The 24,203-nt window shown below is 69.7% G+C and carries 19 protein-coding genes and 3 tRNA genes; 10 read left to right on the top strand and 12 right to left on the bottom strand.

Going from position 1 to position 24,203, the window contains the following annotated elements:
• Positions 1-45 precede the first annotated feature (45 nt).
• The 4 genes from AB0M63_RS21520 (at position 46) to AB0M63_RS21505 (ending at position 5,258) form a co-directional block, all read left to right on the top strand.
• Positions 46-1,503, top strand: coding sequence for an acyl-CoA synthetase (locus tag AB0M63_RS21520; protein WP_366020485.1), 1,458 nt, complete (start codon positions 46-48; stop codon positions 1,501-1,503).
• Between the two features lie 170 nt (positions 1,504-1,673).
• Entirely contained in the window at positions 1,674-2,711 is a 1,038-nt protein-coding gene (locus tag AB0M63_RS21515) for a rod shape-determining protein (protein WP_355914236.1), read from the top strand.
• A 1-nt stretch (position 2,712) separates the two neighbouring features.
• Positions 2,713-4,116 (top strand): GAF domain-containing protein, encoded by a 1,404-nt coding sequence (locus AB0M63_RS21510; RefSeq protein ID WP_366020484.1) that lies wholly within the window; start codon positions 2,713-2,715, stop codon positions 4,114-4,116.
• Between the two features lie 308 nt (positions 4,117-4,424).
• Positions 4,425-5,258 carry a DUF1932 domain-containing protein gene (locus AB0M63_RS21505; protein ID WP_366020483.1) on the top strand — a complete coding sequence of 278 codons (834 nt, stop codon included), beginning with the start codon at positions 4,425-4,427 and terminating at the stop codon, positions 5,256-5,258.
• A gap of 23 nt (positions 5,259-5,281) precedes the next feature.
• Here the strand turns inward: AB0M63_RS21505 and AB0M63_RS21500 are convergent, their stop codons facing one another.
• The 6 genes from AB0M63_RS21500 to AB0M63_RS21475 form a co-directional block, all read right to left on the bottom strand.
• Positions 5,282-5,809: a hypothetical protein gene (locus tag AB0M63_RS21500; protein ID WP_355914227.1), complete on the bottom strand. Its 528-nt coding sequence runs from the start codon at positions 5,807-5,809 to the stop codon at positions 5,282-5,284.
• Positions 5,810-5,905: 96 nt separating this feature from the next.
• A complete protein-coding gene (locus AB0M63_RS21495) occupies positions 5,906-6,376 on the bottom strand; it encodes a hypothetical protein (RefSeq protein ID WP_366020700.1) in 471 nt (156 codons plus the stop codon).
• Between the two features lie 32 nt (positions 6,377-6,408).
• Positions 6,409-7,338: a hypothetical protein gene (locus AB0M63_RS21490; protein ID WP_366020482.1), complete on the bottom strand. Its 930-nt coding sequence runs from the start codon at positions 7,336-7,338 to the stop codon at positions 6,409-6,411.
• Positions 7,335-8,291, bottom strand: a complete 957-nt coding sequence (locus AB0M63_RS21485; protein WP_366020481.1) for a serine protease — start codon at positions 8,289-8,291, stop codon at positions 7,335-7,337. The genes AB0M63_RS21490 and AB0M63_RS21485 overlap by 4 nt, the downstream gene beginning before the upstream one ends.
• Positions 8,281-8,664: a hypothetical protein gene (locus tag AB0M63_RS21480; protein ID WP_355914215.1), complete on the bottom strand. Its 384-nt coding sequence runs from the start codon at positions 8,662-8,664 to the stop codon at positions 8,281-8,283. Before AB0M63_RS21480 ends, AB0M63_RS21485 begins: the two co-directional genes overlap by 11 nt.
• Before the next feature lie 101 nt (positions 8,665-8,765).
• Positions 8,766-10,367, bottom strand: coding sequence for a caspase family protein (locus AB0M63_RS21475; RefSeq protein WP_355914212.1), 1,602 nt, complete (start codon positions 10,365-10,367; stop codon positions 8,766-8,768).
• Between the two features lie 236 nt (positions 10,368-10,603).
• Between AB0M63_RS21475 and AB0M63_RS21470 the strand changes: the two genes are divergently transcribed.
• Positions 10,604-11,758 (top strand): IS4 family transposase, encoded by a 1,155-nt coding sequence (locus tag AB0M63_RS21470; RefSeq protein ID WP_366020480.1) that lies wholly within the window; start codon positions 10,604-10,606, stop codon positions 11,756-11,758.
• Positions 11,759-11,828: 70 nt separating this feature from the next.
• On the opposite strand, the gene AB0M63_RS21465 is transcribed toward AB0M63_RS21470, so the two are convergent.
• Entirely contained in the window at positions 11,829-12,707 is an 879-nt protein-coding gene (locus tag AB0M63_RS21465) for a helix-turn-helix transcriptional regulator (RefSeq protein ID WP_366020479.1), read from the bottom strand.
• A 190-nt stretch (positions 12,708-12,897) separates the two neighbouring features.
• On the opposite strand from AB0M63_RS21465, the gene AB0M63_RS21460 reads away from it, so the two are divergent.
• Positions 12,898-14,457, top strand: coding sequence for an MFS transporter (locus AB0M63_RS21460; RefSeq protein WP_366020478.1), 1,560 nt, complete (start codon positions 12,898-12,900; stop codon positions 14,455-14,457).
• A 202-nt stretch (positions 14,458-14,659) separates the two neighbouring features.
• On the opposite strand, the gene AB0M63_RS21455 is transcribed toward AB0M63_RS21460, so the two are convergent.
• The 3 genes from AB0M63_RS21455 to AB0M63_RS21445 form a co-directional block, all read right to left on the bottom strand.
• A tRNA-Ile gene (locus tag AB0M63_RS21455) sits at positions 14,660-14,733 on the bottom strand.
• 167 nt (positions 14,734-14,900) lie between these two features.
• A tRNA-Asn gene (locus tag AB0M63_RS21450) sits at positions 14,901-14,973 on the bottom strand.
• A gap of 6 nt (positions 14,974-14,979) precedes the next feature.
• Positions 14,980-15,052, bottom strand: a tRNA-Asn gene (locus AB0M63_RS21445).
• Between the two features lie 157 nt (positions 15,053-15,209).
• On the opposite strand from AB0M63_RS21445, the gene AB0M63_RS21440 reads away from it, so the two are divergent.
• The 4 genes from AB0M63_RS21440 (at position 15,210) to AB0M63_RS21425 (ending at position 20,819) form a co-directional block, all read left to right on the top strand.
• Positions 15,210-15,515, top strand: coding sequence for a YtxH domain-containing protein (locus AB0M63_RS21440; protein ID WP_355914200.1), 306 nt, complete (start codon positions 15,210-15,212; stop codon positions 15,513-15,515).
• 51 nt (positions 15,516-15,566) lie between these two features.
• On the top strand, positions 15,567-17,024 hold the full coding sequence (locus AB0M63_RS21435) for an FGGY family carbohydrate kinase (RefSeq protein WP_355914197.1): 1,458 nt from the start codon (positions 15,567-15,569) through the stop codon (positions 17,022-17,024).
• Positions 17,025-17,157: 133 nt separating this feature from the next.
• Positions 17,158-18,891 (top strand): ABC transporter ATP-binding protein, encoded by a 1,734-nt coding sequence (locus AB0M63_RS21430; protein WP_355914194.1) that lies wholly within the window; start codon positions 17,158-17,160, stop codon positions 18,889-18,891.
• Positions 18,891-20,819 carry an ABC transporter ATP-binding protein gene (locus AB0M63_RS21425; RefSeq protein ID WP_355914191.1) on the top strand — a complete coding sequence of 643 codons (1,929 nt, stop codon included), beginning with the start codon at positions 18,891-18,893 and terminating at the stop codon, positions 20,817-20,819. Before AB0M63_RS21430 ends, AB0M63_RS21425 begins: the two co-directional genes overlap by 1 nt.
• A 58-nt stretch (positions 20,820-20,877) precedes the next feature.
• On the opposite strand, the gene AB0M63_RS21420 is transcribed toward AB0M63_RS21425, so the two are convergent.
• Both AB0M63_RS21420 and dnaG read right to left on the bottom strand, forming a co-directional pair.
• The gene (locus AB0M63_RS21420; RefSeq protein WP_366020477.1) at positions 20,878-22,188 is read right to left on the bottom strand and encodes a sigma-70 family RNA polymerase sigma factor; all 1,311 of its coding nucleotides are present in this window, start codon (positions 22,186-22,188) and stop codon (positions 20,878-20,880) included.
• Between the two features lie 81 nt (positions 22,189-22,269).
• Positions 22,270-24,171: a DNA primase gene (dnaG, locus tag AB0M63_RS21415; protein WP_355914185.1), complete on the bottom strand. Its 1,902-nt coding sequence runs from the start codon at positions 24,169-24,171 to the stop codon at positions 22,270-22,272.
• Between the last annotated feature and the right edge of the window lie 32 nt (positions 24,172-24,203).

Here is a 24,203-nt window from a genome sequence, read left to right as displayed (position 1 = left end):
TTACCCCTCTTGTCCCTTGTCCTCTACGGCTTAGGAGTGCGCCGCGTGTCCAGCCTCTTTCCGGCCCTGGTGAACCCGGGCGAGCAGCCCGCGCTCAGGTTCGGTGACCGGTCCCTGACGTACGCGGAGCTGGGCGCGGCGGCGGACGCCCTCGCGGCGCGGTGCGCGGGCGCCGGCCGGGTCGCCGTGTGGGCCACCCCCTCGCTGGAGACGGCCGTGGCCGTGGTGGCGGCGCTGCGGGCCGGGGTGGCCGCGGTGCCGCTCAATCCGAAGTCGGGCGACAAGGAGCTGGGGCACATCCTGGCGGACAGCGCACCGACGGTGGTGCTGGCGGCTCCGGGCGACGAACTGCCTTCCGCGCTACGGAAGTTGGAGCGCGTCGATGTCGAGGTGCGGGCGGCCGGGGGCGGCGCGGGTCCGGCCGTCTCCCCCGATGCCGAGGACCCGGCCCTCGTCGTCTACACCTCCGGCACCACCGGCCCGCCCAAGGGTGCCGTCATCCCGCGCCGGGCCCTCGCCGCGACGCTGGACGCGCTCGCCGACGCCTGGCAGTGGACCGGCGAGGACGTGCTGGTGCACGGGTTGCCGTTGTTCCATGTGCACGGGCTGGTACTGGGCATCCTGGGCCCGCTGCGGCGCGGCGGCTCGGTGCGGCACCTGGGCAGGTTCAGCACCGAGGGTGTGGCGCGGGAGCTGAACGACGGGGCGACCATGCTGTTCGGCGTGCCGACGATGTACCACCGCATCGCGGAGACCCTGCCCGACGACCCCGGACTGGCCAAGGCCCTCAGCCGGGCCCGGCTGCTGGTCTCCGGCTCGGCGGCGCTGCCGGTCCACGACCACGAGCGGATAACGGCTTCGACCGGCCGCCGGGTGATCGAGCGCTACGGCATGACCGAGACCTTGATGAACACGAGCGTGCGGGCGGACGGTGAGCCGCGCGCCGGGACGGTGGGGGTCCCGCTGCCGGGCGTGGACCTGCGTCTGGTCGAGGAGGACGGCACGCCCCTTCCGTCGTACGACGGCGAGAGCGTGGGCGAGATCCAGGTGCGCGGGCCGAACCTCTTCACGGAGTACCTCAACCGGCCCGACGCGACGGCCGCCGCGTTCACCGCCGACGGTTGGTTCCGCACCGGCGACATGGCCGTCCGCGACCCCGACGGCTATGTGCGGATCGTCGGCCGCAAGGCCACCGACCTCATCAAGAGCGGGGGTTACAAGATCGGCGCGGGCGAGATCGAGAACGCGCTCCTGGAACACCCCGGGGTGCGCGAGGCAGCCGTCACCGGCGAACCGGACGCCGACCTGGGCGAACGGATCGTAGCCTGGATCGTCCCGACGGATCCTCAATCCCCGCCGGAACTGGCCGAGTTGGCCGACCATGTGGCGGCGCGCCTCGCCCCGCACAAGCGCCCCCGCGTCGTCCGCCATCTCCCCACGCTCCCCCGCAACGACATGGGCAAGCTCCTAAAGCGCTCCCTGACCCACGGCCGAACCGAATGACCGCCACTTCCCTTTAACTGTTCTTTAACTCGGGCATTACGGACAAATACCCCCATTCAGTCGCGCCCCGCCCGGCCCACCACAAGACGCGCCCACTCCCCCACCCCCGCACGATGCGAAGGAGGCCCGCCGCCCGGCGACGCCCGGTCCGCGCTCTCGGGAGACCTGCCATGACCGTCAGTCTGGAGCAGTTGCGACGCTGCCACTTCGCCGTCGACCTGGGCGCGGCCCGCACCCGCGTCTACGTCAAGGGCGCCGGGCTCGTCGTCGACCAGCCGTCCGCCGCCGCCGTGAACACGCGGACCGGCGCGCTGATCGCCGTAGGAGAGTTCGCGGAGAAGATGACGGGCCGTACGCCCGACTACATCCGGGTGGTCCGGCCGGTCTCCGGTGGGACCGTCGTCGACATCGAGATGGCGCAGCGCATGCTGCGGCACCTGATCGGCGACAAGGTCCGCCGCGCGCTGCGCCGCAAGCCCCGGCTGCGGGCCGCCGCCTGCACCCCGCACGACGCCGATCCGCTGGCACAGCGGGCCGCGATCGAGACGCTGGTCGGGCTCGGGGCGCGCCGGGTGGAGCTCGTCGACACGCTCATCGCGGCGGCCGTGGGCTGCGGACTGCCCGTCGAGCGGCCCGAGGCGACCATGATCATGGTGTGCGGGGCCGCCGCGACCCAGGTCGCCGTGCTCTCCCTCGGCTCCATCGTCACCGCGGAGCGCATCCCGGTGGGCGGCGAGGCAGTGGACCACGCGATCGTGCAACACCTGCGCCACGAGCACGAGTTGATGCTCCCCAGCCAGTCCGTACGCCCGCTCCAGCTCGCCCTGTCCGGCAACGGTCTCACCCCGCACGGGCCGGCCCTGACCGAGATCCACGGGCGGGACGTGGCGACCGGTCTTGCCCGTTCCGTGCAGGTCGACACCGCCGCCGTACGGGACGCGATCGAGACCCCGCTGACCGCGGTGCTCGACGGCATCGGCAGGGTGCTGCGCAACTGCCCGCCCGACCTGGTGGCCGACCTCGTCGACCGCGGGATCATGATGGTCGGCGGCAGCGCCCTGCTCCCCGGCCTCGACCAAATGCTGCGCGCGGCGACCGGCATGCCGGTGCACATCGCCGAGCGGCCGGACGTGTGTGCCGTACAGGGCATGGGTTACATGCTGGAGGGCAAGATCGAGCCGCTGGTCCTGGACCCGCTGGCGGCCTGAGGTGAGCGAGCGCGTCCCCGCGCTCTCGCCGCTCCTCGAAGCCGTCCTGAGTGTGGGTTCCGAGCTCGAACTGCGCACCACCCTCCAGCACATCGTGGACGGCGCGGCCGAGCTGACCGGCGCACGGTACGCGGCGCTCGGGACCACGGACCCCGGGCAGGACGGGCTGACCGAGATCCGCACCGGCACGGTCGCGCCCCCGTCCCCCGGAACCCTCAGCGTGCCGATCCACGTCCAGGACGAGGTGTTCGGCCATCTCCACCTCGCCGGGAAACGGCACGACGCCCCCTTCACCGCCGAGGACGAACAACTCCTGCACGTCCTCGCCGCGCAGGCCGGCATCGCGATCCGCAACGCCCGCCTGTACGAGACGGCCCGGCAGCGCGAGCGCTGGATCGAGGGCGCGGCGGCCGTCACCACCGCGCTGCTCACCGGCGAGAGCGCGGCCGACGCGCTGATGACCGTCGCGGAGGGCGCCCGAGCCCTCGCCGACGCCGCCGCGGGCGTGATCCTCCAGCCCACCGAGGCGGGCGGCATGGAGATCGTCACCGCCTCCACCTTCGAGGACCCGGGCGACATCGTCGGTACGACCATCGCGCCCGGCAGCCCTGTCCTGGTCCAACTCCTGGGCGGCGAGCCGGTGTTCATCGACGACTCGGCGACCGACCCGCGCATGACGACACATGTACGGCACCGGTTCGGCCCGAGCATGATGCTGCCGCTCCAGGCGGACGGCCATCTCATCGGCACCCTCGCGCTCCCCCGCCGCCCGGCCGACCGCCCCTACACGGCCGTGGAGCGGTCGCTGGCAACGCAGTTCGCCTCCCAGGCGGCCCTCGCCCTGGTCCTCGCCGACGCGCAGCACCACCGCGAACGCCTCGCGGTCTACGAGGACCGCGACCGCATCGCCCGCGATCTGCACGACCTGGTGGTCCAACGCCTGTTCGCCACCGGCATGTTGCTGGAATCCGCCCAGCGCAGGGGCGGGAGCGCCGACCCGGCCCACGACGTCCTCGGACGCGCCGTCGACGAACTCCAGTCGACGATCCAGGAGGTCCGCACGGCGATCTTCGCCCTGCAACAACCACCGGCCGAGGCGCCAACCACCCTGCGCGGCAAGGTACTTCGGGAGACGGCGAGCGCGTCGGCCGCCCTGGGCTTCCAGCCCTCCACCCACTTCACGGGCCCGGTGGACACCCTCGTCCCCGACCAGGTGGCGGCCCAACTCCTCACCGCCCTGCGCCGCGCCCTCACCACCGCGTCCCGCCGCCCCGGCGTCTCCCGCCTGGAGATCACCCTCGACGTGACGACCCCGCTGCCGGACGGCCGGGACGCCGTACGCCTGACGGTGTACGACGACGGCGGCGACACCGGCACGACGGTGGACTGGCGGTCGCCGCTGTGAGGCCTGGGACCACGGGCCCCAGCCTCGTCAGTACGGCAGGATTCGGCCCGAGGGCGTCCTGCGGTCGATGGTGTCGTCACGAGGCGTGGCGGGCCGGCGACTGACGCGAACACGGATCTGTCGGTTCATGGCGCCCTCCCGAGGCTCATAACTCCTATGCCCCTCTCCTATGCCCCACACTCTTCCTCTCGATGCTCAAGAACATCGCCCTTGCGGAGGCACCTGGCCTGCGCCCCGAGAGTGACTCGCCAGCGGCGACCTACTCCCGGGGGAGGAGACCGCCCCCGAGACATCCGTACCGTGAGCCCATGACCACCACGTTCACGCTTCTGCATCCCGGCGCCATGGGCGCGAAAGTCGGCGGCCAGGCGACCCTTACGGGTACCCGGGTTCTCCACGTCCCCACCGGCCGGAGCCCCGCCAGTCTCGAACGGGCCCGGCGGGCAGGCCTGGAGGCGGCCGAGTCCCTCGAATCCGCCCTGGCCGCAAGCGACTTCGTGCTGTCGGTCTGCCCGCCGCACGCGGCGGAGGACGTGGCCCACGAGGTCCTCGCGCACCCCTTCGGAGGTGTGTACGTCGAGGCCAACGCCATCAGCCCGGACCGCACCCGGCGCATCGCCGCGGCCTGCGCCGAGCGCGGGGTGCTCATGGTCGACGGCTCGATCCTGGGCGGCCCACCGGGACCGGACAGCGCACCGCGCCTCTATCTGAGCGGTGACGGGGAGGCGGTGGCCAGGGTCGCGGCGGTGTTCGAGGACACCCGGGTCCTGGCCCGCCCGCTCGACGCCGGGATCGGCGCGGCCTCGGCGCTGAAGATGTCGTACGCCTCCTACCAGAAGTCGGCCCGGGTCCTGGCCGCCGTGTCGCACGCCCTGGCCGCGAGCCACGGGGTCGGCGCCGAACTGGCGCTGGAGGCAGGCTCGTTGACGGCCAACATCCTCGCCGAGACGGAGCACCTGCCGAGCGTCGCCGCCCGCGCCTGGCGCTGGGCACCGGAGTTGGAGGAGATCGCGGCCACCCTGCGCACGGCGGGACTGCCGCCGGACCTGGCGGAGGGAGCGGCAACGGTGCTGCGCCGCTGGACCGACGACAAGGACCGTTTCGACCTGCCTCTGGAGGAGGTGCTGGCCCACCTCCACTGAACCAAGCCTGTGCGCCGTCCGGTTCAACCCGCGGCGGTCAGCTTCTGCCCGGACGGGGTGACGGCGTACCACATCCGGTCCTTGGCCTGCCCGTTGAGCTGACCCGCCGCCGTGTCGCCCACGTACCGGTACAACGGCCAGCCGCCGAGGGTGAGCTGCGTCTGACCGGACCGGTGGACCGTGCCGAGGAGACTCTTCTCAACTCCCGTGGTCTGTACGGCGTTCTGCACGATGACGGGGATCCAGGTCTTCGTGCACTCCCCGGAACACGTCCACTTGGACGGAGACGGCTCGTCCTTGTCGTAGCGGTAGAGGGTCATCCCCTTGTCGTCGGTCACCACATCACCCCCGCCCTTGACCGCCTCGGCCGCGAGGGCGGTGGTCGTGCCCGACTGCGCACTGCTCGCTGCGGCGGGGGCGGAAGTCGCGGGTACGGAGGTCGCGGGTGCCGGTGCGGAAGAGGCGTTGTCCATCGAGCTGTCGCACGCCGCCAGCAGAAACGTGGCGGCGAGGCCCGCAGCCGAGAGGAGGACGATGCGCTGCTGGATCACGGAGTTTCCCTTCGCCGGGCCTACCACTTGCCCCTTTGGATACGTCGGGAGCCTCCACCCCTCTCACTCCCCCGGGCCATATGGCGAAGCCTTGACTCAGGGCGCCGGGGTGGGCCCGATCCCGCGCAGTTCCCGCACGGTCCCGCCGAGCCGGGAGCGGAAGCCGTCCAGCAGCTCCGGCCGCGCGCTGACGACCCAGCGGGTGCCGACGAGGTACTTGCCGCCGTAGACGGCGGCGCTGTCGAGCCAGATCACCTGGAGCCGGTCCTCGGGGAACGTGGTGATCCGGTACTCGCCCCGCTTCGTCCGGCACGCGCCCTCGCGCAGTTCCTCCGCGTCGATCCGGATCTCGGCCGTGCAGCCGGTGAGCCCGGCGATCACCTCGACCTTCGCGGGCGCCACGACACCGGCTTCGGGGGCGGCGGTCACGGACGCGCGCTTGCGTTCCGCCGCGCCGCCGTCGTCGCCTCCGCCGCAGGCCACGGCGAGCGGGAGCAGGGCGAGGGCGGCGCCGTGGCGCAGGCGGGCTGTGGGGCGTCGGGGTGGCTGCTGTGTCTGAGGGGTCACGGCAGGGGGTACGGAGGTGTTGCGGCTGGCGTTCACCAGGCCCTCCCGATGCGCCGAGCGACGTCCGGGTGGGCGAGGTAGCGGTCGATGGCGTGCGGCTTGTCGCCGTTGTCGACCGCGATGTTCTGTACGTCTCCCCAGGCCGGGCGGCCCGGCGAAGCGGAGCCGGTCGGGAGGGGATGGCCCAGGGCGACGATGTCCTCGGGGTCGTGGGCCGTGAGCCAGTCGACGCCCATGGCGTGCGGGCCCGGGTGCCTCAGGTTTCGCTGGACGGCCTCCAGACCGAGGGGCGAACCGGCCGTCACCCACAGGGTGGTGCGTTCGCGGATGTCCTTGTCCTCCAGGAGATCGCACGCCACGACGGTGCCGAGGCTGTGCGAGACGATGACCAGGGAACCGGTCGCCGGAACACTCTCCCGCACGACGGCCAGGACCTGTTCGCGGCCGCGCTTCAAGTAGACGGCGACATCGCGGAGGTGCTCGCTGATGTAGGACTGGTCGAAAGGGGTGTGCCGGGCCAGCGCCAGCAGTGCCTGGCGTGTGACGTTCCACGACAGTGTCCTGCGGCCCGCCTCCGCCAGCAGTTGGTCCATGCCCTCCAGGTCCGTCTGGCCTCTCCGCCCCGCCCGCGACGCGGTGCCCGACTCACGTGTCATGTCGTACAGGAGGTTCTGCTCAAGGTCCCCCACGTCCTTGGGGAGGTACGGGTGGAGCGGGGCCGGCTCGTCGGGGCCGTCGGGCATCGATTCGAGCTCCAGCGGGTCCCGGGCCAGGTCGGCCGTGATGCCGTAGAGGACGTTGCCGTAGAAGGGAAGGACCAGCGGGATCCTGTCGAGGGCGCCGCCGGACAGGCCCGCGCGGATCAGGCCGGCGGTGAGTCCGGCGAGCCAGGTGCGCCGCAGTTCCTCGGGATCCTTGAACTCCTGGCCGCGTCCGTGGATGAACAGCATCGTCGTGCTCATGCGTTCTCTCCCTTGCTCAACGCCTCGTCCAGCAGCGCCTGTTGCGCCGATGGCAGTGCCGTCCGGCGCAGTCGGCGCACGATACGGCTGACCCGCGCCCCTTCGTTGCAGAGATAGGCGGCCGACTCCTCGTCCATGTCCGGCGTCCACACCTCACCCGTGCGAGTAAGTTTTCTGCCCTGGTCGTCCGTTGCCGGCACACCGCCATGGTGGAGGGCGACCATCTCCCATTGGTCGTTGAAGACGGGAGCGCCGGAGGATCCGTGGCGGGTGTCGCTGGTATAGCGCAGCCATTTCTCGTCCTGGGAGACCAGCCTGTTGTCACGAATGCTCAGGCGTTTGCGTTCACCGCCCGGATGGTGGATGACGTTCAGCGCCTCGGCTTTGAGGATCTTCCCGCCCTCTTCGATGAGCGGTACGTGGCCGTTGCCCGCCGTGGAATCCTCGGGCAGCGCGATCACCGTGAAGTCCAGAACGGACGTCGGCACGGTGAGGAAAAGAGCTTCCGGCGCGAAAGGGATGGTCGTGTACGGCCGTTCACCGCCCTCGTCGTCGTATTCGTAGCCCAGTTGGACGCCCATGGCCGCCGCTCGTTTCGCGTCGGGCACGACATGGTGATTGGTGAGCAGGAGACGTGGGGAGATGAGAACTCCGGTTCCTTCCGGAACGATGGGCTGCCCGGCCGGCATGGCGACCACACGGCCCACAGCACGTGCGGTGGACAGACCTCTGCTCAGGAAACTGAGCCAGACGGAGTCGTCCTCGCCGATCACCGACTCCAGTTCCGTACCGCGAGCCGCGAGCCGCGCACGGCGAAGGTCGATCTCCTCGTCCTCGTTGGCGATTTCGAGATTCTGTTCACGAAGCGCCGTCGTCACCTCGCGCAGGTCTTCTCCGCCGGCCGACCAGCGCCGTCGGATATCCGCCAAGGGAGCCCTGCCGTCAGCCGTCATCAGGGCCCCCTTGGGCATCGGATTCCGTGGCCATGAACTGGAAAGGGGGTTGGAAGGGACCCATGACCAGCAGTCGCGTGGCGCCGGCCGTGTTGACCAGCCGGTGGTAGGAGGCTGCGAACTCCTTGATCCTGAAGGGGAATTCGTCGGGATCCGCGTCCTCCAGGCGGGTCTGGGAGCCGCTGTCCTGGGTGATGCGGCTCCGCAGGTCGTCGAGCCACTGGCGGCGGCCCGACGGATCGAACGCTCGCAGCATGGCGCCGTCCACCTGATCCGGCTCGAAGTCCGACAGGTCGGGCTCCCGCATGGCGGCCAGAGCCGCGGCGGCCCTGCCGTATACGCGGTCGTCGAGGTCCTGGGGGTCGTCGATCATGACATCCACCGCCGATCCGAACGTTTCCCACCCGGCCCGAGCCGGTCCGGAGAGAAGGAAGCCGGGGGCGGCGCGGTGCCGCCCCCGGAGCCGGGGTTCGCTCAGAGCGCCGCGAGCACGATCGGGGCCGCTACCTGGACGACGCTCATCACGTCGTCGAACCAGCCCTTGTCCTGGGCGTACTCGGGCGGGACGGTCAGGGCGAGGTCCTTGTTGTAGTCCTTGCCGGCCGCCGCGTCGATCAGATGCGGGACGATCGTCTCCAGGGCGCCGAACGCGCTGGACCAGAAGTCCTTGTTGTGCAGCCGCTCGGGCGCGATCTGCCGGGCGAGGCCCTGACCGGCCTGGCCCGAGCCCTGGGTGACGATCTCCTTGGGGATCGCGCTCAGGATCGGTCCCGCCACATGGACAACCGTGTTGGCGACGCCGACCACGTCATCCCAGAAACTCTTGTCCTGCAGTCGGGCGGGGTCGCTGAGTGCGGGGCGCACGACCGGCGCCTTCGAGTTCCGTGAAGCCGTGGCCACGGCCGGGACGAGGTTCGCCGCGCACGCGGCCACGTCGTTCAGGTAGGTGAGGTCCTTGCCCGTGGGCGCGGCGCCGTTGGTCGTCGGTGCCCCGCCGGCGTTCTTCGCGATGGATCCCAGGACGGACTCGATGGCGGTGTGGATGCTGGGTGCCGTAGTGGTCATCTCTGTGTACTCCTTTGTTTCCGTGAGGGTGGAACCGGCGCTCAGGTCGAACGCGCCGGACTTGTCCGCGCCTGCCGTTTCCTCGGCCGTGCCGAACAACTCGCCCCACCAGTCGGTGGATTCGGTGACCGGCTGTTCCGAGATGAAGGTGTCGGAGAGCAGGTACTGCTGGTCCGACGGCGCGAAGACGGTGGGTGTCTGGCGCATGCTCAGGTCCTGGAGCCGACGGGTGGCCTTGTCGCACAGCGCGCTCACCGTGATCGACGCGATGTCGCTCTGCTCGGTGAGGGCGAAGGTGAAGGCCGACAGGCCGTCGGTCGCGGAACTGCCGGCCGCGGCGGTCTCGTCGGCGCGGCACGCGGTGAGGAGAACCGCGTTCAGTTCCACCTCCGGTTCGCCGCCGTCCTTGGCCATGGGTTCGACGGTCAGGTCGTTGGCGAAGTTCTTGGACGCGACGCTCGCGATTGCCGTCGAGGCCCGGCCGAAGAACTTGACCGCCGCCATCGAGTCGGCGCGGGAATTCACTTCGAAGGCCTTCTGCTGCTCCATTTCCGGAGAGGCATGAAAGACCTTTGTGCGGGCGATCTGAGTCATTCCGTCCGCGACGAACATCTTGTCCATTCCGCCGGAATGGCAAGCGTCCAGCACCACGGTGAGAACACCTTCCGGAATGGCCCGGGTGCGTCGGCTCAGTTCGGTGTCCTCAAGGAATTCGTCGTAGAGGCACAGGACTTCGGTCATGACGCCGTCCTTGAGGTAGCGGTAACCGTGCGACGACTCGAAGAAGACTCTGCGGTCGCCGGGCTCCGCGCCGTCGAAGAGCCAGTCCAGCCCGTCCCGGACGTTGGCCAGATTGGCGTCGGCGTTGTGCAGGAACTTCACATCGGAGTCCGTGAAGTCGTACCCGTTGAGCAGTTCGCGAAAGGCATAGGTGTCCTTCACGCAACTGTCCAGGTTGTTGGCCGGGTTCGGATACACGTCGAGGCCGACCAGCAATGCGCGATTCGTCATTCGCCCGATCCTTTCCAGGAGCGCATGGTCGGGTCGACCACGCGGGACGATTTCCGGCCGGTGCAACATATGCTTGTCGCACGACATCATCACGGCATACCCTCGCGGCATTTGGCAGGATGCTCGCGAGCTCGTCCTGCTTTCATGTTTGGTCCATCCCCAAAGGGCGGCAACTCGGGCCGAGTTCATACCGGTGACTTAAGAGTTCCATCACGAACCGTCTGGAGAGATGGGGAATGCCGCGAGCCGGACAGGGGAAGGCGACACCCGCCGGTCGGCTGTCCGATCACATCGCCGTGGGACTGCTGGTACGCGCCTTTCCGCCGAAGCTCGTGGACCGGGTCATCGCGGACTGCGGTCGCACGGAGCAGCGCAGCCGGCTGCTTCCGGCACGGCTGGTGGTGTACTTCGTACTCGCCATGTGCCTTTTCTCGGCGGAGAGTTACTGCGAGGTCGCCCGACTGGTGGCCCATGGCATGGCGTGGGCCGGGCATGCCCGGGAGCCACTGTGGGTGCCGACGACCGCGGCGATCTCACGCGCCCGGGCCAAGCTCGGGGCTGAACCTCTGGCAGCGTTGTTCGCGGCGGTCTCGGCTTCGCCGGCCGCGGTCGCGTCCGTGCCGCAACAGCCTCGCCGGCCCGAGGATCGCGTCCGCTGGCGGGCACTCGGGCTCGACAGCACCGTCTTCAGCGTCCCGGACTCCGACGAGAACCGGGAGCGCTACGGCATTCCCGTCGGCGACGAGCACCGGTCCCACGCCTTCCCGGAGGTACGCGTGGCCGCCCTCACCGACTGGGCGACGGGAACGATCGCGCAGGTCGTTTTCGGCTCCCGCGCAGTCACCGACTCCACGCTGGTGGACGGACTGGTCACCGACCTCAAGCGCGGCGATCTCCTCGTCGTGGACGACTGTTTCACCGACCGGTGGCCCACGGCGTGCGCGATGCGCCTCAACCTCTTGTGGCGCGCGCACCCTCACGCCCCGCTGCCGGTGCGGAAGGCGCTCTCCGACGGCTCCTACCTCACGGACATCGCGGTGCCGGAGTCGGGCGCCGTCCGCGGGACCGGGCGGATCACCGTCCGGGTGATCACGGCCTCCGCCCTGGGCGGGGCGCAGTCGTGCCGACTGCTGACGACCGTCCTGGACCACGCGACGTCACCGGCCCGTACGCTGGCCGCGCTGTATCACGAGCGCGGGCGGCTCGGACAATGCCTCCAGGAGCTGGGCGCACACCTCACCAACGAACCCCGGATCGTCCTGAGGTCCCGGTGGCCGGAGGGGGTCGAGCAGGAGTTGTGGGGCTATCTGCTGGTCCATCACGCCGTACGGACATCCGTGCACGGCGTGCCGTCGGACGCGCCGTCACTCCGGGCAACCGGCGCTCCTTAAGTCACCGGTGCGGTTCCGTGCGGCGCCTGGGGCTCGGCGTACGGGGACCACGAGCGTCCCGCCTCAGCGCTCAGCGGGTCGGCGAAGTCGTGGAGGGATCGGCCTCTTCCCGGCCGAGGTTCCAACTGCCCAGGAAGGCGAGGGCTTCTGCGGCGTGGGTCCCGGCGGGCGCGGTGAACGTCATGATCGCGAGCCGGTGGTCCGAGGGGAGTTCGAGCTGCTCGTAGTCGAGTTCGATCTCGCCGACGAGCGGGTGTCTGAGGCGTTTCACGCCGCTGGGGTGCAACTGGACGTCGTGGGTGGCCCAGCGGACGCGGAACGCTTCGGCGCGCGTGGCGAGTTCACCGATCAGCCCGGTCAGCTCACGATCATGGGGATTGCGTGCCGCCGAGGATCGCAGCGCCGCGACGATGTCCGAGGCGGCCCTTTCCCAGTCGGCGAAGAACTCCCTCGCCGCCGGGTCCAGGAACGTGAACCGAGCGAGGTTGGCCGGTCGGGAGCCGCTTGCGAACATCGCGGCGAAGAGCCCGTAACCGATGCGGTTGGCGCCGAGGATCTCCAGACGATCGTTGCCGACGAGACCGGCGGCGCCGGTAAAGGCGGCGAGCAGTTGTTGAACGACTGGCCGTACTCTGCGCGTCTGGTCGCCGTGGCCGCGCTGAACTGCGGGATTCCCGGCACGTGCGAGGTCGAAGAGGTGCGCACGCTCGGCGTCGTCGAGCCGCAGGGCGCGAGCGAGGGCCTCGATGACGCTGTCGGAGGCGTTGATCACGTCGCCTCGTTCCAGACGCGCGTAGTAGGGCGCGCTGATGCCGGCCAGCACGGCGACCTCTTCGCGGCGTAGGCCGGGTACCCGGCGCGGCCCGTAGGTCGGCAGACCCGCGCGCTCGGGCGTCACGCGCGCTCGACGGGAGGTCAGGAACTCACGGATCTCGGCCCTTCGGTCCATAACAGCGAGAGTACGGCGCCAGGTGATGCCGAGGGGCACCCTGCCGAGGTGCCTCTGGCCGGGCCTGGCAGGCCGTCCGGTCCGATGGTTCCTTGGCCCTCGTGACAACGACTTGCACAGAACCGTCAGGGGCTGCGCCGGCTCTCGGCATCAGCGGCCTTCCCAGGTACACCGAGTTGGAGCCCCAGTGATGCATCGCAAGTGGTGGACCCTGGCCGCCGTATGTACCGGCGTCTTCATGCTTCTCATGGACCTGTCGATCGTCAACGTGGCGCTGCCCTCGATCGAAGACGCGTTCAGCGCCGGCTTGTCCGACATTCAATGGGTGGTCGACGCCTACGCTCTGACCCTCGCCGTGCTGCTCCTCACGGCCGGTTCCGTCGCCGACCTCGTCGGCCGCCGACTTGTGTTCGGCACCGGGATCGCGGTCTTCACGATCGCTTCCGCCCTGTGCGGGGCCGCGCCCGACGCCACCTTCCTGGTCGTCTCACGGGGGCTCCAGGGAGCAGGCGGCGCCATGATGTTCGCGACCAGCCTGGCACTGCTGGCCCAGGAGTTCGCGCCCGAGGAGCGCGGTACGGCATTCGGGATCTTCGGCGCTGTGACCGGCGGAGCGGTCGCGGTCGGGCCGGTGCTGGGCGGCGCCGTCACGACGGACGTGTCCTGGCGCTGGATCTTCTTCATCAACGTGCCGGCCGGTCTCGCTCTCCTGGCGGTCACCGTGCTCAGGTTGCGCGAGTCGAAGCCGCCCGGGGCCCGGCGTCCCGACATCCCGGGCGCTGTCAGCTTCGGCTCGGCTCTCGCCGCCTTCGTCTACGGGCTGATCAAGAGCCAGTCCGACGGTTGGGGCTCCGCGACCGTGGTCATCCCACTGAGCTGCGCACTCGTACTGCTCGTCGCGTTCCTCGTCGTCCAGGGCCGCTCCCGGCACCCGATGCTCGACCTCAGCCTGCTGCGCATCCCCACGTTCACCGGCGGTCTGGTGGCAGGCTTCGCCATCAGCGCCTCGATCTTCTCTCTGACGACCTATCTGACCCTCTACATGCAAGGCGTGCTGGGTTACTCCGCCATCGCCACCGGCGTGCGCCTGCTCCCGTTCACCGGCGCGATCTTCCTCGTCGCCCCCGCCGCGGGACGCCTGACAGTGAAGGTGCCCGTCAAGTACGCGATCAGCGGCGGATTCCTGCTGCTCACCATCGCGATGCTCCTCATGCGCGGCATCACCGCCGCCGACGGCTGGACGCACTTGTTGCCCGGATTCGTCCTCGCCGGTATCGGCTGCCCACTCATCGCCGTGCCGCTCTCGTCCACCGCCGTCGGTGTCGTGGAACCGGAACGCGGAGGCATGGCATCGGGGATCAGCGCAACCGCCCGGCAGGTCGGCATCGCCACCGGTGTCGCCGTACTGGGCACGATCCTGGCGACCAGCGTGCGAGACCATGTCACCGACCAGCTCGCCGCGACACCACTCGCCCCTCACGCCGACCGGATAGCCACCGCGGCCGGCTCCGGGTCGGTACTCGACGCCACCCGGCAAGCACCCACCGCGTTCCGGGAGTTGGTGATCAGCACCGCTCGCGGCAGCTACGTCGACGCACTCAACTCAGTACTCCTGATCGGCGCGTTGATCGCGGCCGCCGCGACAATCGTGACCTTTCTCATGATCCGATCCGAAGACTTCCACCATGTCCGGAAAGCGGCGGCAGCCGGTCGCGACGAGACCGCACAGGCGACATCAGATACGGCTTGACAACCCGGCCGACACGGCCCACGGCCGCCCCGAGGCGGACGAGTGACGGTCACCGACCACCTGATCGACGCCTTCGCCCGCGTCCCGCTCCCCCACGGACCGCACCCGCGCGGCCGGGCGGGCACCGAGCCCCCTCCCGACCACCTCTCGCCGAGGGCAACGGAGTCGAAGTCACGTTTCCTCAGGTAACAGGCGTGCACAGTGGGGCGGGTGGGACTCGAACCCACGGCCGACGGATTATGAGTCCGCTGCTCTAACCGGCTGAGCTACCGCCCCATTACGGCGCGTCGCGCACATTTGTACGCGCCGTCTGCCGCAGCATAGCCGCTCATACGATCTCCTGCTTCGGATGGTCGACTTCGCACGACCATGAGGACTGCGGCCTGCCCCGAGCGGTTCCGGCGGGCATGAAAAAGGACCCCAACGGGGTCCTCTTCAGTGCGCTCTCCCGACTGGACTCGAACCAGTAACCTGCCGGTTAACAGCCGGCTGCTCTGCCAATTGAGCTACGGAAGATCGAAGCTCCCCCGACTGGACTCGAACCAGTAACCTGCCGGTTAACAGCCGGCTGCTCTGCCAATTGAGCTACAGGGGAATGCCTCGCTGCATCGAACGTACCTCCCTGGGTATTCGCCAGGGGGCGTGTGCTCGCTGCGACACATACATTAGCGCAAGCAGGGGGGTGCTCCGCCAATCGGTTCCCCCGGCACCGATGCCGCGCCGGAGACCTACGCAAGGGAAGGATGGCCGTCATGCGCTACAAGCTCACGTTCGTCGTCGGACTGGCTCTGGGTTACGTGCTGGGCACGCGAGCCGGACGCGAGCGCTACGAGCAGCTGAAGAAATCGGCACGCCAGGTCGCGCAGAACCCGGCCGTCCGCAACACCGCCGAGACGGCGGCGCAGCAGGGCCGGCAGTTCGCGGGCAAGGCGTACCACGCGGTCGGTGACAAGGTCGGCGACCGGGTCCCCGACTCGGTGGCCCAGCGCGTACGGTCCCTGCGTGAGCGCAACGCGAACGGCTCGGGCGGGGACGACTGGGGCACCAGCAACACATAGGGAAGCCCGACCCGGCGCGGTCACCTCCCGCCGTACGGCAGAATTTCTGGCATGGGGATAGTCGCCGGGTTGGACAGTTCGCCCGATTTCACTCGTATCGTCGTCTGCGACACGGACACGGGGTCCGTGCTCAGGCAGGGATATGCGCCGCATCCGGTCGAAACCGAGACCGAGGGCGGCGGGCGGCCCTCCGATGTCGATCCACAGGCCTGGCTGCTGTCGCTGGGCGAGGCGGCCGGCGGGGGGCTGCTCGAAGGTGTGCAGGCCATCGGTGTGTCCGCGCAGCAGAACGCGGTGGTGCCGCTGGACTCGCAGGGCAACACCGTGCGGCCCGCGATGGTCGGCGGTGACAAGCGCGCGCAGGTCGCGGCGGCCGATCTGATCGACGCGCTCGGCGGGCGCGAGGCCTGGGCGCAGGCCGTGGGTTCCGTGCCGCAGGCCGCGCATCCGGTGACCAAGCTGCGCTGGCTGAACAAGACCGAGCCGGACAACGCCCGGCGTACGGCGATGCTGATGCAGGCCCATGACTGGCTGGTGTGGCAGTTGCTCGGGCGGCCGGTCAGGAGGACCACCGATCGGGGTGGGGCCTCGGGGACCGGGTACTGGTCGGCGGCCGGCGGTGGTTACCGGCCCGACCTCGTCGAGCTGGCCCTCGGTCACCAGGCCATGCTGCCCGAGGTGATCGGCCCGTCGGACGCGGCCGGTACGACACCGGAGGGGCTGCTGATCTCGGCCGGGACCGGCGAGACGATGGCCGCGGCCTTCGGGCTCGGGATCGGGTTCGGGGACGCCGTGGTGTCGCTCGGGGCTTCCGGGTCCGTGATGGCCGTACATCCCGAGGCGCTCGTCGATCAGAGCGGGATGATCACCTCGCTGGCCGATGCCACCGGGATGCATCTGCCGGTCGTCACCACGCTCAATGCCGTACGGACCCTGCGCGGGGCCGCCGAGCTGCTCGGACTGCCCGATCTGGAGTCTCTGTCGGAGCTGGCGATGAAGTCGACGCCGGGTGCGCACGGGCTGGTGTTCCTGCCGTATCTGGAGGGTGAGCGGACGCCGAACCTGCCGCACACCGCCGGGACGCTGGCCGGGCTGCGGCGGGAGTCGATGAAGGCGGAGCATCTGGCGCGGGCCGCGTTCGAGGGCATGCTGTGCGGGCTCGCGGACGCGCTGGACGTGCTGCGCGGGCGCGGAGTCGCCGTGCGGCGGCTCTTCCTGCTCGGGTCGGCCGCCGAGCTGCCCGCCGTGCAGGCCGCGGCGCCCGCGCTCTTCGGGACGCAGGTCGTCGTGCCGCAGCCCGCCGACTACGCGGCGATCGGCGCCGCCCGGCAGGCCGCCTGGGCGCTGGGGGTTTCGCAGGGGACCCTCGATCCGCGCAACCCGCCGCCCTGGCAGGGGCCGGTCGCCCAGGTGCTGGAGCCGGGGGACGAACTGGCCGTAGGGCAGGCGGTGCGTCAGCAGTATGTGTCCGTGCGGGAACAGACCCATCCGGGCGCGTTCCGCTCTTAAGGGTTCATAAGGGCACCAAGGGCACTGCTGTTGGCTTAATCAGTTGGGGTAACGCGGGTGGAGTGTCCGACGATGGGGGCGAGGGGCACACCACACCCGCCCGCCCCCCACCGCCGACTCCGAGAGACGTAGCGTGCTCATACGACTTCTGCGGACCTATCTCAGGCCCTACAGGAAACCCATCTCCCTACTGGTGCTGCTGCAGTTCCTGCAGACCTGCGCCACCCTCTATCTGCCCACCCTGAACGCGCACATCATCGACAACGGTGTCGTGAAGGGTGACACCGGTTACATCGTGTCGTTCGGTGCCCTGATGATCGGCATCTCGCTGGTCCAGGTCGTCTGCAACATGGGTGCCGTCTACTTCGGCGCGCGCACCGCCTCGGCGCTCGGCCGTGACGTCCGGGGTGCCATCTTCGACCGGGTGCAGTCGTTCTCGGCCCGCGAGGTCGGCCACTTCGGCGCGCCCTCGCTGATCACCCGTACGACCAATGACGTCCAGCAGGTCCAGATGCTGGCCCTGATGACGTTCACGCTGATGGTGTCGGCGCCCATCATGTGCGTGGGCGGCATCGTGCTGGCGCTCGGTCTGGACGTGCCGCTGTCCGGGGTGCTGATCGCGGTGGTGCCGACGCTGACGATCTGCGTGACGCTGATCGTGCGACGGCTGCGCCCGCTGTTCCGGGCCATGCAGGTGCGCCTGGACACGGTGAACCGGGTGCTGCGCGAGCAGATCACCGGCAACCGCGTGATCCGTGCCTTCGTCCGGGACGAGTACGAGAAGGACCGGTTCCGGAAGGCCAACGCCGACCTCACCGAGATGCAGCTGAAGTCCGGCAACCTGCTGGCGCTGATGTTCCCGGTGGTCATGACCACGGTGAACCTGTCGTCGATCGCGGTGGTCTGGTTCGGCGCCCACCGCATCGACAGCGGCGGGATGCAGATCGGCGATCTGACCGCGTTCCTCGCCTATCTCATGCAGATCGTGATGTCCGTGATGATGGCCACCTTCATGTTCATGATGGTGCCGCGCGCGGAGGTCTGTGCCGAGCGCATCGAGGAGGTCCTCGACACGGACTCCAGCGTCGTGCCGCCGCTCGCGCCGGTCACCGAGCTGCGCCGGCACGGTCATCTGGAGGTCCGCGGGGTCGGCTTCAGCTATCCGGGGGCCGAGGAACCCGTGCTGAAGTCCATCGACCTGGTCGCCCGGCCGGGCGAGACGACGGCCGTGATCGGCTCGACCGGCAGCGGAAAGTCCACCCTTCTGAGTCTGGTCCCCCGCCTCGTTGACGCGACCGACGGCGAGGTCCTCGTCGACGGTGTCGACGTGTCGACCATCGACCCGGTACTGCTGGCCAAGACGGTCGGCCTGGTCCCGCAGAAGCCGTACCTGTTCGCGGGCACGGTCGCCACCAACCTTCGCTACGGCAACCCGGACGCGACGGACGAGGAGTTGTGGCACGCGCTGGAGGTGGCGCAGGCCAAGGACTTCGTCACCAAGCTGGAGGGCGGGCTGAACGCGCCCATCGCCCAGGGCGGCACGAATGTCTCCGGCGGTCAGCGGCAGCGGCTCGCCATCGCCCGCACACTCGTGCAGCGGCCGGAGATCTACCTCTTCGACGACTCCTTCTCCGCGCTCGACTACGCGACCGACGCGGCGCTGCGGGCCGCGCTCTCCCAGGAGACCGCCGAGGCGACCGTGGTGATCGTGGCGCAGCGGGTGGCGACCATCAGGGACGCCGACCGGATCGTCGTACTCGACGAGGGGCGGGTCGTCGGCACGGGCCGCCATCACGAGCTGATGGCGGACAACCAGACCTACCGGGAGATCGTGCTCTCCCAGCTCACGGAAGCGGAGGCTGCCTGATGGCCGGGCCCATGGGGCGGATGATGGCCGGGACGGGCCCCGACGCCCGTTCGATGGACTTCAAGGTGTCCGGCAAGCGGCTCGTCGGCCAGTTCAGGCCGGAGCGGCTGACCATCGGCATCCTGCTGGTGTGCGTGGTGTTCAGCGTGGGGCTGAACGTGGTGGGGCCGAAGATCCTCGGCAACGCCACCGACCTGGTCTTCGCGGGCATCATCGGGCGGCAGATGCCGGCCGGGACCACCAAGGCGCAGGCCCTCCAGGCGATGCGCGACCGCGGCCAGGGCTCGATCGCGGACATGCTGAAGAGCACCGACTTCACGCCGGGCAAGGGCATCGACTTCACCTCGGTGGGGCACGTGCTGCTGCTCGCGCTGGGCACGTTCCTGGTGGCGGGTCTGCTGATGGCGGTGGCGACCCGGATGGTCAACCGGGCGGTCAACCGGACCATGTTCCGGCTGCGCGAGAGCGTGCAGACGAAGATGTCGCGGCTCCCGCTGTCGTACTTCGACAAGCGGCAGCGCGGCGAGGTGCTCTCGCGCGCGACCAACGACATCGACAACATCGGGCAGACGCTCCAGCAGTCGATGGGCCAGCTCATCAACTCGCTGCTCACCATCATCGGTGTGCTCGCGATGATGTTCTGGGTGTCGTGGCTGCTCGCGCTGGTCGCGCTGGTGACCGTGCCGCTGTCGTTCCTCGTCGCCACCCGCATCGGCAAGCGGTCGCAGCCGCACTTCGTGCAGCAGTGGCGCACGACCGGCAAGCTCAACGCGCACGTCGAGGAGATGTACACCGGGCACACCCTGGTGAAGGTGTTCGGGCGGCAGGAGGAGTCGGCGCACCTGTTCGCCGAGCAGAACGACGCGCTCTACGAGGCCGGGTTCAAGGCGCAGTTCAACAGCGGGGTCATGCAGCCGCTGATGATGTTCGTCTCGAACCTCAACTACGTGCTGGTGGCGGTCGTCGGCGGTCTGCGGGTCGCCTCGGGCGCCCTGTCCATCGGTGACGTGCAGGCCTTCGTGCAGTACTCGCGCCAGTTCTCGATGCCGCTCACCCAGGTCGCGTCGATGGCGAACCTGGTGCAGTCGGGCGTCGCCTCGGCCGAGCGGATCTTCGAACTCCTCGACGCCGAGGAGCAGCAGGCCGACCCGATGCCGAGCGAGCGCCCCGAGGAACTGCGCGGCCTGGTCGCCCTGGAGCATGTCTCCTTCCGCTACGACCCCGACAAGCCGCTCATCGAGGACCTCTCGCTGACGGTGGAACCGGGCCACACGGTCGCGATCGTCGGCCCGACCGGCGCCGGCAAGACCACGCTGGTCAACCTCCTCATGCGGTTCTACGAGGTGTCCGGCGGCCGCATCACCCTCGACGGCGTCGACATCGCGCGGATGTCCCGCGACGAACTCCGCGCCGGCATCGGCATGGTGCTCCAGGACACCTGGCTGTTCGGCGGCTCGATCGCCGACAACATCGCGTACGGCGCCTCGCGCGAGGTCACGCGCGGCGAGATCGAGGAGGCGGCGCGGGCGGCGCACGCCGACCGGTTCGTCCGTACGCTGCCCGAGGGCTACGACACCGTGATCGACGACGAGGGCACGGGCGTCAGCGCCGGTGAGAAGCAACTGATCACCATCGCGCGGGCGTTCCTGTCCGACCCGACGATCCTGGTGCTCGACGAGGCGACCAGCTCCGTCGACACCCGTACCGAGGTGCTGATCCAGAAGGCGATGGCCAAACTCGCCCACGGACGCACGTCGTTCGTCATCGCGCACCGGCTCTCCACGATCCGGGACGCGGACACGATCCTGGTCATGGAGAACGGCTCGATCGTCGAACAGGGCGCGCACGCCGACCTGTTGGCGGCGGACGGGGCGTATGCCCGGCTGTACAAGGCGCAGTTCGCGCAGGCGGTGGCCGAAGTCGACTAGGGCGGGGTGGAGTTCGGAGGTTCAGAGGGGCGCTCACCTTCGGGTGGGCGCCCCTTTCTCAGTCCAGGTATCCCCTCAACTGGTCCGCGAACGCGTGGTCCCGCAGCTTGTTGAGGGTCTTCGACTCGATCTGCCGGATCCGCTCCCGGGTCACCCCGAAGATGCGGCCGATCTCCTCCAGGGTGCGCGGGCGCCCGTCGGCCAGCCCGTACCTGAGCTGTACGACCTTCCGCTCGCGCTCCCCCAGCGTCGACAGGACGGCGTCCAGGTGCTGGCGCAGCAGCAGGAACGCGGCCGACTCGACGGGGCTGGTGGCGTCGCCGTCCTCGATGAGGTCGCCGAGGGCCACGTCGTCCTCCTCCCCCACCGGTGCGTGCAGGGAGACGGGCTCCTGGGCCAGGCGCAGGACCTCGCTGACGCGTTCCGGGGCGAGGTCGAGGTGGTCGGCCACCTCTTCCGGCGTCGGCTCGTAGCCGCGCTCCTGGAGCATCCGGCGCTGGACGCGGACGACCCGGTTGATCAGCTCGACGACATGCACCGGGACGCGGATGGTGCGGGCCTGGTCGGCGAGGGCACGGGACATGGCCTGGCGGATCCACCAGGTGGCGTAGGTGGAGAACTTGTAGCCGCGGGCGTAGTCGAACTTCTCGACCGCCCTGATCAGCCCGAGGTTGCCCTCCTGCACGAGGTCGAGCATGGTCAGTCCGCGGCCGACGTACCGCTTGGCGACGGACACGACGAGCCGCAGGTTGGCCTCGATGAGCCGGCGCTTGGCCATCCGGCCCATGACGACCAACTTGTCCAGGTCGAGGGCGAGTTGGCTGTCCAGGTCGACGGCGCTGCCGAGCCGCTCCTCGGCGAACAGGCCGGCCTCGACGCGGCGGGCGAGTTCGACCTCCTCGGCCGCGGTGAGCAGCGGGATGCGGCCGATCTCACGCAGGTACTGGCGGAACAGGTCCGAGGAGGGGGCGCCGGTGTCGGCGACCCGGCCGCGGGGCCGTTCGGCGGGCTCGGGGGCCTCGGCGGTCTCCACCGCTTCGGCCGTCGGTTCTTCGAGCTCGGGCGGACTCTCCGGTTCCGCGCTTTCGGGGTGGTGCGCGGCACGGCTCTGCGGGGGGACGGTGGCGAGGACATCGGTCTCCGCCGCCGGTTCCGCCGCGCCGTCCGTCGTGCTGGTCTCGGTCTGGTCGAGGGTCTGGGTCTGCACGGGGGCGACCTCCAGGATGATCGCTGCCAAGGGGTACGGCAGCGGTACTTCGGGGGCGGAGTCGGCGGCCTCACCGCTGTCCGTCCCGTACTCGATGAGCGGAACCGCGGGGGTGTGGGACCCGCTGGGGACGGATCGGCCGCGCTCCGAGGACTCAGGCACCGGAACCCAGTGTGGAGTACGACACATCGCCGCCACGAGGGGCGTGCGGTGACTTTTTGAGTCCGTTCCGTGACTACGTGCTCAGAGCGCGGAGGGGCCTTCGGCTTGCAGGGCCCGTTCGTATCTCGTGAGGATCATCATCTCGTTCTGGATGGCAGCGGCCTGGGCCGGATCAGCGGAACTGAGACGCGTCAGAAGGCTTTGCAGGTCAGCGAGTCGACGAGCCACAGCTCGGCGGCGGACCGTCACCAGTTGCAAACCCGCGTAGTGCTCATCGACCGTCTTGCGCATGATCGTCTCAACTGCCAGTTCCGTCACCATCGCACGCACGGCGTCGTCGGGAGCCGCCTCCCGAACCCTGATCAGGTACTCCTGCGGATCCTGAATGCCGTACTCGGCGCCGCCCGCATCCACGATGGCCTGGCGCACAGCAGCATAGGGAGCCGCCGTGAACTCGTCGGCACCGTAGGCGTCGAACGCTGGAGACACCAACTCCGGGCGTTGGAGCGCAAGTTTGAGGAGTTCCCGCTCGGTGGCGAAGACGGGGTTGCGGAGGGTCAGGGCCGGGCCTCCAGTCGCAGCCCGCGGAGCGCTGTCGTACTGCTGCCCGGCGCCGCCCCGGGCCGGCGCGGGGCCCTTGCCGCCGCGGTCACGGGCCCAACGGGCCAGCTGGGCGACCCGCTTGACCACGAACTGGGTGTCGAGGATGCCGAGCATGCCGGCGAGCTGGACGGCGACCTCGTGCTGGGCGCCGGTGTTCTTGATGCGGGCGACGATGGGGGCGGCCTCGTCCAGGGCGGCGGCGCGGCCGGCGGGGGTGTCGAGGTCGTAGCGGACGACGATCTGGCGGAGCGCGAACTCGAAGAGCGGGGTGCGGGGTTCGACCAGGTCGGCGACCGCCTCGTCGCCCTTGGCGAGGCGCAGCTCGCAGGGGTCCATGTTGTCGGGGGCGATCGCGATGTACGTCTCGGCGGCGAACTTCTGGTCGTCCTCGAAGGCGCGCAGGGCCGCCTTCTGGCCGGCCGCGTCGCCGTCGAAGGTGAAGATCACGCGCGCCGAGCCGTTGTCCATCAGGAGCCTGCGGAGGATCTTGATGTGGTCGCCGCCGAAGGCGGTGCCGCAGGTGGCGATGGCGGTGGTGACGCCGGCGAGATGGCAGGCCATGACGTCGGTGTAGCCCTCGACGACGACCGCGCGGGACGACTTGGCGATGTCCTTCTTGGCGAGGTCGATGCCGTAGAGGACCTGGGACTTCTTGTAGATCGCGGTGTCGGGCGTGTTGAGGTACTTCGGGCCGTTGTCCGACTCGTAGAGCTTGCGGGCGCCGAAGCCGACGACCTCGCCGCCGATGTCGCGGATGGGCCACATCAGGCGGCCGCGGAAGCGGTCGATGGGGCCGCGGCGGCCCTCCTGGGCGAGGCCGGACAGGAGTACTTCCTTGTCGGTGAAGCCCTTGCCGCGGAGGTAGCGGACGAGGTGGTCCCAGCCCTGCGGGCTGTAGCCGACGGAGAAGTGCTCGGCGGCGGACTGGTCGAAGCCGCGCTCGGCGAGGAACTTGCGGCCGGTGTCCGCCTCGGGGCTGACGGCGAGCTGCTCCACGTAGAAGTCGGCGGCGACCTTGTGGGCCTCGACCAGGCGGATGCGCTCGCCGCGCTGGTGGGCGGGGTTGTACCCGCCCTCCTCGTACCGCAGTGTGATGCCGGCCTGGGCGGCGAGGCGCTCGACCGACTCGGAGAACGTGAGGTGGTCGACCTTCATCACGAACGTGATGGTGTCGCCGCCCTCCTGGCAGCCGAAGCAGTGGAAGAGTCCCTTGCTCGGGCTGACCTGGAAGGACGGCGACTTCTCGTCGTGGAAGGGGCAGAGGCCCTTGAGGTTGCCGCCGCCCGCGTTCCGCAGCTGGAGGTACTCGGACACCACGGCGTCGATCGGGACCGCGTCCCGAACCGCCTTCACGTCCTCGTCGTTGATCCTTCCGGCCACGCGTGAATTCTACGGGGCCGGACTGACACCAG

It is taken from the genome of Streptomyces sp. NPDC051576, from assembly GCF_040681835.1.
Lineage (GTDB): Bacteria > Actinomycetota > Actinomycetes > Streptomycetales > Streptomycetaceae > Streptomyces.
Note: the sequence above shows the minus strand (reverse complement) of the source record. Positions and strands in the feature narration are given on the sequence as shown.

Excerpts from the sequence above, each read along its gene's own strand:
- AB0M63_RS21515 (WP_355914236.1), top strand. The coding sequence starts at position 1,674 with ATGACCGTCAGTCTGGAGCAGTTGCGACGCTGCCACTTCGCCGTCGAC.
- AB0M63_RS21505 (WP_366020483.1), top strand. The coding sequence starts at position 4,425 with ATGACCACCACGTTCACGCTTCTGCATCCCGGCGCCATGGGCGCGAAA.
- AB0M63_RS21490 (WP_366020482.1), bottom strand. The coding sequence starts at position 7,338 with ATGAGCACGACGATGCTGTTCATCCACGGACGCGGCCAGGAGTTCAAG.
- AB0M63_RS21485 (WP_366020481.1), bottom strand. The coding sequence starts at position 8,291 with ATGACGGCTGACGGCAGGGCTCCCTTGGCGGATATCCGACGGCGCTGG.
- AB0M63_RS21480 (WP_355914215.1), bottom strand. The coding sequence starts at position 8,664 with ATGATCGACGACCCCCAGGACCTCGACGACCGCGTATACGGCAGGGCC.
- AB0M63_RS21475 (WP_355914212.1), bottom strand. The coding sequence starts at position 10,367 with ATGACGAATCGCGCATTGCTGGTCGGCCTCGACGTGTATCCGAACCCG.
- AB0M63_RS21470 (WP_366020480.1), top strand. The coding sequence starts at position 10,604 with ATGCCGCGAGCCGGACAGGGGAAGGCGACACCCGCCGGTCGGCTGTCC.
- AB0M63_RS21465 (WP_366020479.1), bottom strand. The coding sequence starts at position 12,707 with ATGGACCGAAGGGCCGAGATCCGTGAGTTCCTGACCTCCCGTCGAGCG.
- AB0M63_RS21460 (WP_366020478.1), top strand. The coding sequence starts at position 12,898 with ATGCATCGCAAGTGGTGGACCCTGGCCGCCGTATGTACCGGCGTCTTC.
- AB0M63_RS21440 (WP_355914200.1), top strand. The coding sequence starts at position 15,210 with ATGCGCTACAAGCTCACGTTCGTCGTCGGACTGGCTCTGGGTTACGTG.
- AB0M63_RS21435 (WP_355914197.1), top strand. The coding sequence starts at position 15,567 with ATGGGGATAGTCGCCGGGTTGGACAGTTCGCCCGATTTCACTCGTATC.
- AB0M63_RS21425 (WP_355914191.1), top strand. The coding sequence starts at position 18,891 with ATGGCCGGGCCCATGGGGCGGATGATGGCCGGGACGGGCCCCGACGCC.